The sequence below is a fragment of the Crossiella sp. CA198 genome, assembly GCF_052078295.1.
Lineage (GTDB): Bacteria > Actinomycetota > Actinomycetes > Mycobacteriales > Pseudonocardiaceae > Crossiella.
Genome location: NZ_JBQJIM010000024.1, coordinates 64,683 through 77,753, shown reverse-complemented (window position 1 = coordinate 77,753; position 13,071 = coordinate 64,683). Strand labels below are relative to the sequence as shown.

Here is a 13,071-nt window from a genome sequence, read left to right as displayed (position 1 = left end):
GGCCATGGAGCGACCCCGTCACCTGGGGGTAGGGCTGTCCCCACCCCGCCAGGAGGAACCGGAATGACCAGCGCCGCCCGAAGCGTTATCCTCTGTGCAGGCACATCCACAACCCACGGGGGTGAACGGTTTCGACTCTGGACGTTTAGGCAGGGGAAGCGTGCCGGTGCAGGCAGATGACCACCGCAAGCGTCGCTGCAAAAAAATCAAGCGCCGACAACAATCAGCGCGCTTTCGCTCTCGCCGCCTGACGGTAAGAGTGAAGCTGTCGGCCCGGGTGCGTCTCCGACCCGGTGTCCGGCATCAGCTAGGAGACTTACCCGCGTTCCCGGTCACGGGGAGCAACGGGGAAACCCACAGTGGCTGGGCCCGTCATGTTGAACTTGTCTGTGTGATCAACAGGGCCGAGTAGAGACAGAGCAGACTGCGCACGGAGAAGTCCTGTCGAAGCGGCAGAGGACCCGGGTTCGATTCCCGGCACCTCCACCGATTGGCCGAGCCCTGCCCGCGGACGACCTGCGGGCGGGGCTCGGTGTCGTCATTGCTCTGGGGGGCCGAGCCCCCCAGGCCCCCAGCCGGAGGGCTGCGCCCCCGGACCCCCATCGCCGGTGCGAGTTGCTTGGGCTGGTCGCTTGGGGCTGGTTGTGGGCTTGGCCCCAAACCCTTTTTCTCAAGCTTTCGGAAAATCGCGCTCAGGCGGCCGCTGGCCCGATGCTCGGACCAGCGGCTGGCTATACCGCAGTCATTCGCAGCCAACTAGCCCGGTGTGTGCGGGCCAAGTCGAGCTGACGGGATTCGGCGGTGTTGAGAAGTCGCCGGGGTGGTTAGGGGTGGTCGCCTCGTTCGGCGTTTTCGCGGCGGGCTTCGTGGAGTTGGTCTTCCAGGCTGATGATCCGGCAGGCCGCGTCCAAGGCGGTGCCCTGATCAACCAGTTCCCGCACCCGGGCGGCGATGCGCAGTTGGTAGCGGGAGTAGCGGCGATGGCCACCGGTCGAGCGTTGCGGCTCGATCAGTTTGGCCTCGTCCAGGCTTCGCAGGAAGCTCGCGGAGGCGCCCAGCATCTCCGCCGCACGGCCCATGGTGTAGGCCGGGTAATGATCATCGTCGAACTTGTCGGCCGCGCCTGCTCCGGCCGTTTCTCGCTGGTTAGGAATCATTGCACCTCCGCATCACGAGGAGCCCCGGCGCTGATAGCGCCGGGGCTCCAGGGGTTTGGGTTTTATCACCATCAACCGACCGTAAGATCGGCTTCCGTTATCCGCGTGACCCGCCCGAGAGGCTGAATCCGCGGGGATCGCATATGCGTAACCGAAGATCACCTTCCATTCCGATGGGACTGCGGTACCCGCGTGGCGCATAACAGCCGACAGCGGGCGATCCGGCGGTGGGTAACCCTTCCCTTCTGCTTTGATTAACTGGCCTGTACTGCTATCTGACTGTCCTGCTTGTCCGCTCGCGGCGATCACGTCTGGAACCCCTCACCTGACTCGGTCCCAGCACCTGATGCCGCTGGTCACCCGCCAGAACCCCTTTTGCTGATCGGCTCTGGCGCACCTGACCGTCCAACAACTGCTCGCGGGTAGTACGTCATCTCCCGCGTCGATCCCTCTTGCGTTCCCTGGCCAGCTACCGGAACCCCGTCCCAAAATTGGCTCCGGTACGCCTGGCCGTCTTGCTCCTGCGTCACGGGTAGTTCGTCATCTCCCGTGCTGTCAGACGTTTTCTTTCCTTGTGCTGGGCAGAACACTACCCACAGCCAGCATCGAATGTCTACCCCGGCCAGCATAGATTTGCTCGGACGGGTGATGAAGGTGTGCTCTGGCGACGCGCCGGGGCCGCTGACCTGCGGAGACCCGGATCGGGCTGTCCGCGGCCACCCGGGCGCCGGCCGCTCAGGCGGGGTCGATCACCAACTCGAACTCGGTGTCCAGTAGCCGTCGCGCGTCCAGGCTGCCCCAGTAGGCGGCGAGTTCGAGCACCTGGGCTGCCTCGTCATCCTCGCCGTGTTCCAGCAGGAACGCGCCAAGGTGATAACCCCACGAGGGCTCGTGCAGCTCCCCGGCCAGCCGATACTCGCGCTCGGCGGCGGCAGGGTCGGATCGGCGGTGACTCAGGAAACTCGCGTAGTCGATGTGCGCCTGCGGGGCGCCCAGTTCGACAGCGGTGCACAGCAACTGCTCCGCCTCATCGAGGTGGCCCAGCTCAGCACGGACCTCGGCCAACGCGCAGTAGGTCGTCGGCGCGTCCGCGGTGAGGTGACGTTCGGCTACCGCCTGCGCGGCGGCGATGTCGTGCAGATCGTGCAGGTAGGTGCGGGACAGGTTGGCCGGGGCGAGCATGTCACCGGCCGCGATGGCGCGCTCGAACATCGTCACCGCCTCCGCGAACCGGCCCTGGTCGGCCAAGAACAGTGCGAAGTTGTTCATCGCCTCGCTGTCGCCTCCGCCGGTGGCGACCAGGTAGGCGTGCTCGGCATCGTCGGTCAGACCGAGATCGGCCAGCACATTGGCCAGTGCGCCGGCGAGGTCGATGCGTCCGTCCGCCACCAGTGGGGCGAGTAGTTCGTGTGCCTCGACCAGTTGTCCGCGTTCGAGGTAACCGCGTGCCAGCAGCCGTGCCGCCTCGGGTTCACCCTCAGCGACGGCCTGTTCGAGAATCTCGATCGCCCGCTGGTGCGGGCGCCAATCAGTGGTGTCGTCGTCGAGCAGTTCGGTGGCGCGACGACTCAGTAGGCCTATGTCAGGCTCGCTCATGCATTCACCCGCAATCTCCCCCGAAGCCTAGCCCCGCGGACGGCTGTGCCCTGACCAGCGGCAGTCAGTAGCGGGCCGCGTAGGTGGTGGGGGGTTCGCCGAAGAGGGACTTGAAATCCCGGGTGAAGTGGGGCTGGTCGGCGTAGCCGAGGTCGGTGGCGAGGGTGGAGAAGTTGATCTGGTCGCCGGTGGTGAGGCGTTGGGTTACCTCGTGTAGGCGGTAGCGGCGGATTACCCATTTGGGGCCCACGCCTACGTAGTCGGCGAAGAGGCGTTGTAGTTGGCGGACTGTGGTGTTGTGGGCTTGGGCTACCGCTTCTACCCGGGACAGGGTGGGGGTGGTGGCGATGGTGTTGACGATTGCCGCTGCTTCTTGGGCGCGGGGATCTGGGGGTGGGAGGTGTTGGCGTAGGTAGGTTTCGGCGGCTTCCACTGTTGTCGGGGCTGCTGGGGGTGGGCCGAAAAGTGTTGTGGCGTCCAGGGTTTTGTCGGTGATGGTGGAGATGGGGTGGTTGAGGAAGGGGCGGAAGCAGCCGGGGCGGAAGCGGATGCCGAAGACGGATCCGTTGCCTGCCAGGAGTTTGTGGTGGAAGTGGGTGTGGACGCCGTTGATGGTGGCGTTGTTGTCCTGGAAGGTCAGGTGCACGTGGGGGTGGGGGACGATTTTTTGTTGGTAGGGCTCGGGGTAGTCCCAGGTGACTGACCAGTACTGGTCTACGTAGGGGGCCAGGTCGGGGGACGGGGCCGTGTAGGTGTGGCGCTGGAAGTTCTTCCAGGCGCTGGCCAGTTCGCGTGGGTCCCTTGGCACGAGGCGATTTTATGTCGCGTTTGTTCAATACGCGGGGGCTGGGCGTGCCTAGGTTGGGGGCATGTCTGCTGAACACATGGCGCTGGTGGGTGCGCCGTTGGCCGAGGTTGTGCGGAATCTGCGGGTGGAGTCGTTGGGGCTGGCGACGCCTTGTTCGGAGTACGACGTGCGGGGGTTGGTGAACCATCTGTTGTTCTGGGGGCCCTCGTTGGAGGGGGCTGGGCGGAAGGAATCCGTGCCACCGCCCGCGGCGGGGGAAGGGGAGGTCGACCTGGTGGGGGAGGGATGGGCGAGTGCGTTGGGGGAGCAGGTTGGTCGGACTGTCGCGGTGTGGAGCCGGGGTTCTGCTTGGGAGGGGGTGACCTGGATGGGTGGTCCTGATGAGATGCCTGCCGCTGTTGTCGGGGGCATGGTGGTGGCCGAGTTGGTGGTGCATGGGTGGGACTTGGCTCGGGCCACTGGGCAGGTGGTGGAGTGGGATGCGGGGTTGGTGGGGTTCCTGTACGAGCAGGTGTCCATGACCGCGCAGCAGGGGCGGGAGATGGGGGTTTATGGGGCGGAGGTTGTGGTGTCTTCGTCTGCGTCCACAGTGGACCGGGTTTTGGGGCTTACCGGGCGGGATCCGGGGTGGACAGCCAGGTTGTGACCAGGGTGGTGACCACCTCGCCCGCGCGGTCGTTCAGGTGCAGGTTGTCGGTGAGCAGGTGCAGGCCGTTGGTGGTGGAGATGGTGTTCCAGGAGCGGCCGAGCAGGTAGCGCTGGATGGCGATGCCGAAGGTGTCCAGGAAGGTGAAGTCCTGGGCGGTGGGGGTGCCGTTGTGTTCGCGGAGCAGGGTGGTCAGTGCTTCGTTGAGGGGGAGGTAGGTGATGTTGTGCTGGGCGGCCAGGTCCTTGATGGCCTGGTTGTAGGGGGTTAGGGCCTGGTTTGCCTGGGAGGTCAGGTTTTCGCCCTGGGGTGGGAGGGAGAGGATCGCGGTCCTGGTTGGTTTCAGGCGGGTCAGGATGTCGGTGAGGTTGTCCTTGAAGGTGGGCAGCGGGACCTGGTCGCGGGCGTCGTTGCCGCCGATGAGCAGGGTTACCGCGGTGGGCTGGCAGGCCAGCACGTCGGTGTCCAGGCGGTGGCGGAGGTCGGTGGTGGTGTCGCCGTTGACGCCTGCGTTGATCACCGCGGTCGCCGGGCCGAGCCGGGTGCGCACGGCGCCTACCCAGTCGGTGCTGAGGGTGCCGCGGGTGGAACTCGAACCCGCGGCGAGCAGGACCTGGCGCACCGAGGGGTCTTTCCCTCGGTTCTGGTAGGCGGACGGGGAGTTCTCCGGTGCGCGCAGGAAGGCCGCGTAGGCCAGGGCGGCGGTGCCGGCGGTGAGCACCGCGGTGCTCACGGCCAGCGCGATCAGGGTGCGGCGCAAGGGTTTTCTCATGTCGCGACCGTCCGGGCGGTGCCGACGGTCGACGGAACGGTCAGGGCGTGCAGCAGGGCGTCGGCCAGGTCGGCGCGCGGGATGCTGTTGCCGCCGGGGATGTTGCGGCCGTTGGCGATGCGGTAGACGCCGGTGTGCGGGGCGTTGGTCAGGCGGGGTGGGCGCACGATCGTCCAGTCGGTGTCGCTGGCCATGATCAGTTCTTCCATCCGGCGCATATCGCCCCAGGGGTGGCGGAAAACGCGGTTCAGGATGGGTTTGAGCAGGTAGCGGGTGAAGGGGTCGTCGCCTTCGGTGGTGGCGCCGGAGGTGCTGACCACGACCAGCCTGCGGACGCCTGCCTTGGGCATCGCGCGCAGGATGGACTCGGCGCTGTCCGCGCAGATCGTGGTGGGTTTCAGGTTGCCTGCGCCGAGGGCGGAGATGACCGCGTCGCGGCCGATGAGGTGTTCGGTGATGGCGGTGGGATCGAGCACGTCGGCCTGGACGATGGTCAGCGCGGGATGGTGCAGCTGGAGTTTGGCCCGGTTTCTGACCACCGCGGTGACCTGGTGCTTTGCCGTGAGTGCCTGCTGGACGACGTGTTCGCCGGTGCGGCCGGACGCACCGAAGACGGTGATGTTCATGGACTCCCCAATGGTTAGTGAGTGCTCACTAACTACTATGGTGGGTGAGTGTTCACTAACCTGTCAACCGTCGGCGGTGAGCGGAGGATGTGTGAGTACTCGGGGCCGGATCCTGGACGCGGCGGCGTCGGTGTTGCGCACCAAGGGCCTGGCGCGGGCCACCACCAAGGAGATCGCCAAGGCGGCCGAGCTGTCCGAGGCCGCGCTGTACAAGCACTTCGCGGGCAAGACTGAGCTGTTCCTCGCGGTGCTGGGCGAGCGGGTGCCAGGGGAGCTGCTGGCGCGGCTGACCGCGCTGCCCGAGCGGGCCGGGGCCGGTGCGGTGCGGGGCACGCTGGTGGAGCTGACCAGGGCGATGCTGGTGTTCTTCGGGGAGTCCTTCCCGATGGCGGCCTCGTTGTTCGCCGAGCCGGAGCTGTTCGCGGCGCATCGGGCGGTGCTGCGCGAACGGGGCAACGGACCGCAGTTCATCGGGCAGGCGGTGGCCGGGTACCTGGCCGCGGAGCAGGCGGGTGGGCGGCTGGCGGCGGGAGTTGATCCGGTGGCGGCGGCGGAGTTGCTGACCGGGGCCTGCATGCAGCACGCGTTCCTCGGGCACTTCGTCGAGCACGCGGAGTCGCTGGATCAGGTGGCGGAGCGGTTGGTGGGAACTTTGCTGGCCGGGCTGGGGAAATGACCGGTCAGCGGGCCGGGGTGTCGGCGATGTCGTGGGCGGCGATGTAGCCGAAGGTCATGGCGGGGCCGAGGGTCGAGCCCGCGCCTGCGTAGCTGCGGCCCATCACGGCGCTGGTGCAGTTGCCGGAGGCCCACAGGCCAGGGATCACCGAGCCGTCGGGGCGCAGCACCCGGGAGCGGGCGTCGGTGCGCATGCCGCCCTTGGTGCCCAGGTCGCCGGGGACGATCTTCATCGCGTAGAAGGGGCCCTGGGTGATGGGGGCCAGGCAGGCGCTGGGAGTGTTGGTGGGGTCGGCGTAGTAGTGGTCGTAGGCGCTGTCGCCGCGCTTGAAGTCCAGGTCGCGGCCTGCGCGGGCGAAGCCGTTGAAGCGGTCGACGGTCTCGCGCAGCAGCACCGGCTGGATGCCGATCCGGGCGGCCAGCGACTCGATGCTGTCCGCCTTGGCCATCGCGCCGCTGTCGAACCAGGCCTGCGGCAGCGGCAGCAGGGGCGCGATGTCCTTGAACAGGTAGCGATTCCGGTACTGCTGGTCGGTGATCAGCCAGGCTGGGATGTGCGAGGCGCCGGGCTGGTCCTTCTCGTACATCACGTGCACGACGTCGCTGTAGGGCGCGGCCTCGTTGACGAACCGCTTGCCCGCGCCGTTGACCAGGATGCGGCCGGGCAGGGTGCGTTCGGACAGGCAGAAGTACGGGCCCTCGGGCAGCGGGATCGCGGGGCCCCACCAGGCGTCGTCGAGCAGGTCCGTGGCGGCCCCGATCCGTTGGCCCGCTTCGATTCCGGCGCCGGTGTTGGCCTTGGCGCCCACGGACCAGGCGGTCCCGATGGGTTCTTCCTGATACTCCTTGCGCATACGTTCGTTGTGCTCGAAACCGCCGGAACCGACGATCACCCCGCGCCGGGCGCGGACCTGGATCTGGGCGCCGTTCTGTTGCGCGATCACGCCGGCGACCCGGCCGTTCTCCACCAGCAGGTCCACCAGCGGGGTGTTCAGCCAGACCGGGACCCCGGCGGTCATCAGGCCAGCGCGTAGCCCACCGGCCAGCGCGCCGCCCATGGTCAGCGGTTTCTGGCCGGCCAGACCGGCCGCGATGCCGCGGGCGACCATGGTGCTGGCGGTGGCCACGCCGCGGGGGTGGCGGGCGATGAGGGTGAGCCACTTGTAGTCGACGCCGTAGACGACGGTGGCCGGCGGCGTTGCCATGTAAGGGGGATTGAGGTTGGCCAGCTCCGCGCCCAGGATCCGGCCGTCGATCATCTGCGGTTCGATCGAGCGGCCGGCGGGGATCCCGCCGGGGAACTCCGGGTAGTAGTCGGAGTAGCCCTCCATCCAGGTGAACTTCAGCGGGCTGTTGCGCTGCAGGAAGGAGAGCATCGCCGGGCCGTTGGACAGGTAGGCCCGCTGGCGCTCGATCGGGATGTCGCCGACCACGTGCGCCAGGTAGGTGGCGGCCTTCTCCGGCGTGTCCGGCACGCCCGCGGCCAGCAGCACCTCGTTGTTCGGGATCCAGATCGCCGCGCCCGAGCGGGCCATCGACCCGCCGAAGACCGCCGCCTTCTCCAGTACGACGGTCCGCAATCCACGCTTGGCCGCGGTGAGGGCCGCGGTCATCCCCGCGGCTCCGGCACCGACCACCACCACGTCGAACTCCGCCATCGCCGCCCTCCGTTGGAGCTAGGGGTCAATGTGGAACAGGTTATAGTTTTGCGAGGTGTCTGTGTTCTGCCAAAAGAAGGAAGTTGTTGGGACTGAAGTAGAACGTGTTCAACTGACATCGATCTTGAGTAGGGAGGCAAGAACATCGATGCTGTGCCTCAAGGTCGCTTCCAGGCTGAGGTCGTCGTCTGAGCGGCCCATGGTGTCGAACCGGCCAAGGTCGAGTTCGAGCGAGTGCCAGAGGTGCCATGGGGATCGATGCTCGGCGCGTTCCTGGCTCTGGGTGTGGAAGCTGATCAGGTAGGCGATCGAGGCTGGCCAGATGTGGTTCAGGAAGGTGATGGGATCGATGTCCGGCGGGCCGTCCCACTCTTGTGCGTTCTCGGCCCACTCGCGGTTGAGCCGGTGTGTGGCTTGTTGACGGGCTGCGGGAAAGGCTTGATCGATTGCGTTCATCACGGCGCCCAGGGAGGCTCCGCAGCCGAGATGGCGCAAGGCTGCGGGGCGGGTGGACGCCTCCGGCAGCCAGAGCCAGAGCTGCTCCGGTGTGGACCAGTGAGTCGCGGGCAGCGGCAGAATGCCGTTGCCGTGCCAGAGTGCCTGGAGGTCACGTCGCCAGTCGGGTGCCGCTGCGCAGGCAAACAGAGCGATGATCGCGTTCCAGCCTGCCGGGGCGGCGAATTGGTCGTACAGCAACTCGTCGAGGTGATGCGACAAGATCTCTGGACGCCAACGTTTCCCGATGTCGGTGTCGAACATGCATGAGGGGCAGAAGCTGAAGAATCCGCCTTGCTGGTCTTCTGCGCTGTCACTGACCCCGAGTAGGTGAGTTTGCGGATAGTGATCACCGCAGATGTCACATTCGGTGTGGTTGCCTGGCGTGGCGCTGAGGGCCTGCCGGCGACCCTGGGCGATCGCCTGGTTTGCCCAGCTCACCAGGTTGGCGATCGGCTGATCCGCGTCGGCATACGCCCATAGCTCATCGGGTGCTTCGTGCATGAGCGGAGCGTGTGCAGACAGGATCAAGTTGGCGCTGAGCGGGTGCCACTCCTGTTGCTCGGTCTCGATCGCGAGGGTGGCTGGGCCGCTGTAGCAGCGGTACTCGCCCAACTCGGGCAGGATGTCGGTTTCCACCGGCCATCCGAAGGCTCGTAGTGCGTTGGCCAGTCGGCGGTGAATATCCGCCGCGCGGGCCTGCTTGGGGTCGGTCAACGCCCAGTGTGCTGCCGAATAGGAACCACCGACGTTGTGGCGCAACGCGCGTGCGGCCCGCTTCCGGGCTCGGTCCCGGGTCATACCCAACTCCCACCGCGGCAGACCACCCGTGTCGACCTGCCGAGCGTTGTCGGGCAGCACGAACCTCGCACGCGATTCCGAGAACCTTCGTCCAGCCAATACGACGTCTTCAACACGGGTTCAGACGTCTGGATCAGGCGAGCGTGAACCGCCTTGGTGATCCTTTCCGGCGGAAATCCTACTACGCTCGGCTACCAGCCTGCTGCGGGGGGCGAATCTCCAAATCAACATGGGTGTTGTAGATTTGCCGGGTGGACCTTGTGGATTTGGTGGAGCTGGTCACCGAGCTTCGGGGAGAAGGGAGCGACCTCGCCGAGGTGGAGGTGAAGCGGGCCGCGGGTGGGTTTCCCCGGTCCCTGGTACCGACGCTGTCCGCCTTCGGGAACACTCCCGGTGGTGGCCTGGTCATTTTCGGGCTGGACGAGGGGCAGGGGTTCGCGGCCAGGGGTGTGTACAACGTGGTGCAGTGCAAGCAGGCGCTGGCCGCGGCGGCGCGCAAGTCCGTGGTGCCGCCCTTGACGGTCGCCAGCACGACACTGGAGTTCGAGGGTGTCGAGTTGGTAGTGGCCGAGATCAACGAGCTGCCAGGGTCGGCGCGGCCCTGCCGGGTGAGCGCGACCGGCAAGGCGTACCTGCGTGGCTATGACGGGGACTACCAGCTCTCCGAGTTGGAGGAACAGGCATTCCTGGCCAACCGGGAGACGCCCAGGTTTGACCAGCAGCCGGTGGCGGCCGCGGCACGGGAGGACCTGGCACCGGATCTGATCGAGTCGTACACCGAGTCCTGTCTGGCCACCTCGATGGCGTTGCGCCGGTTCGAGCCGGAGGAGTTGTTGTTCCGGACCGGGGTGCTGGTGCTGGACGAGCAGGGACGCCGGGTACCAAGTGTGGCCGGGTTGCTGGCGCTGGGCGCCTATCCGCAGCAGTACTTCCCGAACCTGGTCATCCAGGCCAGTGTGGCACCCGGGCCCGCTGATCCTCCCGGTACCCGCGCGGTTGACCCGGTCCGCTTTGACGGACCGTTGCCGATGATGCTGGACGAGGCGTTGCGCTGGGTCACCCGCAACGCGCGGAGCCGGATCCGGTTCGGCGCTGACGGCCATGGTCGTGACGAGGCCGAGTATCCGCCGGAGGCGGTGCGCGAGTTGTTGTCGAATGCGTTGGTGCACCGGGATCTGGGACCGTACGCGCTGGGCGAGGCGATCACCCTGCGGCTGGAGAACGATCAGCTCGTGCTGTCCAACCCGGGTGGGCTCTGGGGACTGACCGCCGCCCGACTGGGCACCACCGGGGTGACTTCGGCGCGCAACGGGATGCTGGTGCGGATTTGTCAGAACGTGCGTTACGCCGGTGAGCTGCGGGTGGTCGAGGCACTGGCGACCGGCATTCCCACGGTCCTGCGCACCCTGCGTGAGGCTGGGATGGTGCCGCCGCGGTTCCACGACCAGGGCATCCGGTTCACCGTGCGGATGCCCAGCCATTCGCTGCTCGGGTCTGACGATCTTGAGTGGCTCGGCGCGGTGACCGAGGGCCGCAAGATCAATGATGTGCAGCGGCACGTGCTCGCCACCATGCGGCAGGGCGCAGGCTGGACGAACAAGTCGCTGCGGACGGCGTTTCCGATGGATTCCAGGGATGCCAGGCGCACCCTCGGTGGCCTGGTGGAGGCCGGTCTGGCCGAGGCGCACGGCGAACGCGGCGGGCGGGTGTACCGGCTCGCCAGCCGAATCCCGACCGTGGTGCCGCCCGAAGTTGATCTGGGGGATAGGTCCGGACCCGCCGTCGCCCTGGTGACCGCCTTGCGGAGTGGCGCGCTGACCATGAACGAACTGCTGGAGCGCACCGGGCTGACTTACCGGCAGGCCCAGTACACCCTGGCCGTGTTGCGCGCGGAGGGTGTGGTGACCCTGGAGGGCGGTCGCGGCCGCCGGGGCAGTCACTACCGCCTGGTGTGACTCAGCCGATCGGTAGCACAGTCACGGTGCCGCGGGTGGTGTCCGGGATGAGTAGCCGCTTGCCGCGCTCGTCCAGCAGGAAGTCGGCGGTGCCGCCCGAGCCGAGGCCGGACAGCAGGAGTCTCGGGTTCTCGCCGTCGCGGTCGACCCGCCACACCGAGCCCTGGTCGTAGCTGGAGACGTACAGGGTGCCGTCGGTGGCCTGTTCGATGCCGTCGGCGGCGCGGAAGCCGGTGGCCAGGATGCTCTGGCGGCCGGTGCGCAGGTCGATCTCGGTCAGGTTGCCGTAGAAGAACTCGGCGGCGAGCAGGGTGCCGGGGCGGTTGCCGAGGGCGATGCCGTTGTGGATCAGGGTGCGGCGGGACGGGGCGGCGGCCTCGGTCACCTTGCCGGACAAGGAGATCCGGTAGACGCGGGCGCGGGCCGGGATGTCCAGGGCCTGGGGGCTGTCCACCGGCCAGAGGGCGCCGCCGGGGTCGCGCATCTTCTCCCGGGCGCCCATCTCGGTGACGTAGACGGCCTGGCCGCCGGGTTCGGCGACGGCGTCGTTGAGCGCGGCCACCGGGTGCGGGAAGGCGGTGGACTCGGCCAGCACGCGCTTGGCGCCGGTGCGGTCGATCTGCCACACCCGGGTGAAGTCGGTGGCGATCAGGAACTTTCCGGTGAAGGCCAGGCCGCGGGGGTTGTCCAGCCCAGTGGCGAAGGTGCTGACCTGGCCGGTGGCGGGGTCGAGGGTGCGGATCTCGCCGTCGCCGCGGCCGGGGGTGGCCTCGCCCTGGACGGAGACGTAGACGCGGCCCTGCCAGGCTTGGACAGCGCTTTCCGGGCGGGGGCCGATGGGCCAGGTGACCGGGGCAGCGGGGGAAGTGGGAGCGGTGAGGGTGGCTGGGGCGGGCAGGCTCGCCGGGGCGGGCGGGCTCGCGGGGGCTTCCGGGGCGGCGGAAACGGCGGTCGCGGTGGCCGTGAGCAGCAGCGTGGTGGCCAAGGCCAGTGCGGCGGGTCGTCTCATGGCCAGCATCCTTTCCAGCTGGTTCAGACCACGCCAGAGCCGGAAGGCCAATTCCGGGGTCGTCAGGAAACGGTCAGGCTACGGTCTGTCGGGAGTCAGGGTGATGGGTTGTCGTGACAGCCTTGACCGGTGTCGATGACGGGAAGCGGTGGCGGAGCGATGCGCCTGGACGCGATGGCCGCGACTGCGGGGACCAAGGTGCTCGTGGTCGACGACGAGCCCTACATCACCGAGCTGCTCGCCACCACGCTGCGGCTGGCCGGGTACGACGTGCTCACCGCGGGCAGCGGGGCCGAGGCGGTGCGGGCCGCCGAGAGCGGCAACCCCGAACTGCTGATCCTGGACATCATGCTGCCCGACACCGACGGGTTCGAGCTGTGCCGCAGGCTGCGGCTGGACCGGCCGAGGCTGCCGGTGGTGTTCCTGACCGCGCGCGATTCCACCGAGGACAAGGTGCGCGGGCTGACCCTCGGCGGCGATGACTACGTGACCAAACCCTTCAGCGTGGCCGAGGTGCTGGCCAGGGTGCAGGCCGTGTTGCGGCGCACCAGGGGCGGACAGGAGGAGTCCGCGGCACTGCGTTGCGGGGAGCTGGTGCTGGATGAACAGGCGCACGAGGTGCACCGGGCCGGGCGGCAGCTGGAGCTGTCCCCGACCGAGTACAAACTGCTGCGCTACCTGCTGGTCAACACCGGCCGGGTGGTGTCCAAGGCGCAGATCCTGGACCACGTGTGGCAGTACGACTTCGGCGGGGACGCGGCGGTGGTGGAGAAGTTCATCTCCCGGTTGCGGCACAAGGTCGACGCCGAGGGGCCGCCGCTGATCCACACCGTGCGCGGCTTCGGCTACACGCTGCGCCCGGCCAAGGGCTGA

12 protein-coding genes and 1 other RNA gene are annotated in these 13,071 nt (G+C 67.8%); 5 read left to right on the top strand and 8 right to left on the bottom strand.

The window, feature by feature from the left end; genetic code table 11:
* Nucleotides 1–117: 117 nt before the first annotated feature.
* Nucleotides 118–489, top strand: a transfer-messenger RNA (tmRNA) gene (gene ssrA, locus ACTOWY_RS33790).
* A gap of 335 nt (nucleotides 490–824) precedes the next feature.
* Here ssrA and ACTOWY_RS33785 read toward each other — a convergent pair.
* The 3 genes from ACTOWY_RS33785 to ACTOWY_RS33775 form a co-directional block, all read right to left on the bottom strand.
* Nucleotides 825–1,157 carry a helix-turn-helix domain-containing protein gene (locus ACTOWY_RS33785; protein ID WP_441313660.1) on the bottom strand — a complete coding sequence of 111 codons (333 nt, stop codon included), beginning with the start codon at nucleotides 1,155–1,157 and terminating at the stop codon, nucleotides 825–827.
* Between the two features lie 735 nt (nucleotides 1,158–1,892).
* Nucleotides 1,893–2,753: a tetratricopeptide repeat protein gene (locus ACTOWY_RS33780; protein WP_441313659.1), complete on the bottom strand. Its 861-nt coding sequence runs from the start codon at nucleotides 2,751–2,753 to the stop codon at nucleotides 1,893–1,895.
* A 64-nt stretch (nucleotides 2,754–2,817) separates the two neighbouring features.
* On the bottom strand, nucleotides 2,818–3,561 hold the full coding sequence (locus tag ACTOWY_RS33775) for an AraC family transcriptional regulator (protein WP_441313658.1): 744 nt from the start codon (nucleotides 3,559–3,561) through the stop codon (nucleotides 2,818–2,820).
* A 61-nt stretch (nucleotides 3,562–3,622) separates the two neighbouring features.
* Between ACTOWY_RS33775 and ACTOWY_RS33770 the strand changes: the two genes are divergently transcribed.
* A complete protein-coding gene (locus ACTOWY_RS33770) occupies nucleotides 3,623–4,207 on the top strand; it encodes a TIGR03086 family metal-binding protein (RefSeq protein ID WP_441313657.1) in 585 nt (194 codons plus the stop codon).
* On the opposite strand, the gene ACTOWY_RS33765 is transcribed toward ACTOWY_RS33770, so the two are convergent.
* Together ACTOWY_RS33765 and ACTOWY_RS33760 are read right to left on the bottom strand one after the other, a co-directional pair.
* Nucleotides 4,170–4,979: an SGNH/GDSL hydrolase family protein gene (locus tag ACTOWY_RS33765; protein ID WP_441313656.1), complete on the bottom strand. Its 810-nt coding sequence runs from the start codon at nucleotides 4,977–4,979 to the stop codon at nucleotides 4,170–4,172. The genes ACTOWY_RS33770 and ACTOWY_RS33765 overlap by 38 nt on opposite strands.
* Entirely contained in the window at nucleotides 4,976–5,605 is a 630-nt protein-coding gene (locus ACTOWY_RS33760) for an NAD(P)-dependent oxidoreductase (RefSeq protein ID WP_441313655.1), read from the bottom strand. Before ACTOWY_RS33760 ends, ACTOWY_RS33765 begins: the two co-directional genes overlap by 4 nt.
* Nucleotides 5,606–5,696: 91 nt before the next feature.
* On the opposite strand from ACTOWY_RS33760, the gene ACTOWY_RS33755 reads away from it, so the two are divergent.
* A complete protein-coding gene (locus tag ACTOWY_RS33755) occupies nucleotides 5,697–6,281 on the top strand; it encodes a TetR/AcrR family transcriptional regulator (RefSeq protein WP_441313654.1) in 585 nt (194 codons plus the stop codon).
* Nucleotides 6,282–6,285: 4 nt separating this feature from the next.
* Here the strand turns inward: ACTOWY_RS33755 and kstD are convergent, their stop codons facing one another.
* Nucleotides 6,286–7,938 carry a 3-oxosteroid 1-dehydrogenase gene (kstD, locus tag ACTOWY_RS33750; RefSeq protein WP_441313653.1) on the bottom strand — a complete coding sequence of 551 codons (1,653 nt, stop codon included), beginning with the start codon at nucleotides 7,936–7,938 and terminating at the stop codon, nucleotides 6,286–6,288.
* Between the two features lie 108 nt (nucleotides 7,939–8,046).
* Entirely contained in the window at nucleotides 8,047–9,234 is a 1,188-nt protein-coding gene (locus ACTOWY_RS33745) for a hypothetical protein (protein ID WP_441313652.1), read from the bottom strand.
* Nucleotides 9,235–9,485: 251 nt separating this feature from the next.
* Here ACTOWY_RS33745 and ACTOWY_RS33740 point away from each other — a divergent pair, with 251 nt between their 5' ends.
* Nucleotides 9,486–11,189 (top strand): ATP-binding protein, encoded by a 1,704-nt coding sequence (locus ACTOWY_RS33740; protein ID WP_441313651.1) that lies wholly within the window; start codon nucleotides 9,486–9,488, stop codon nucleotides 11,187–11,189.
* A gap of 1 nt (nucleotide 11,190) precedes the next feature.
* Here ACTOWY_RS33740 and ACTOWY_RS33735 read toward each other — a convergent pair whose 3' ends face one another.
* The gene (locus tag ACTOWY_RS33735; RefSeq protein WP_441313650.1) at nucleotides 11,191–12,198 is read right to left on the bottom strand and encodes an SMP-30/gluconolactonase/LRE family protein; all 1,008 of its coding nucleotides are present in this window, start codon (nucleotides 12,196–12,198) and stop codon (nucleotides 11,191–11,193) included.
* Nucleotides 12,199–12,333: 135 nt separating this feature from the next.
* On the opposite strand from ACTOWY_RS33735, the gene ACTOWY_RS33730 reads away from it, so the two are divergent.
* Nucleotides 12,334–13,071 carry a response regulator transcription factor gene (locus tag ACTOWY_RS33730; protein ID WP_441313753.1) on the top strand — a complete coding sequence of 246 codons (738 nt, stop codon included), beginning with the start codon at nucleotides 12,334–12,336 and terminating at the stop codon, nucleotides 13,069–13,071.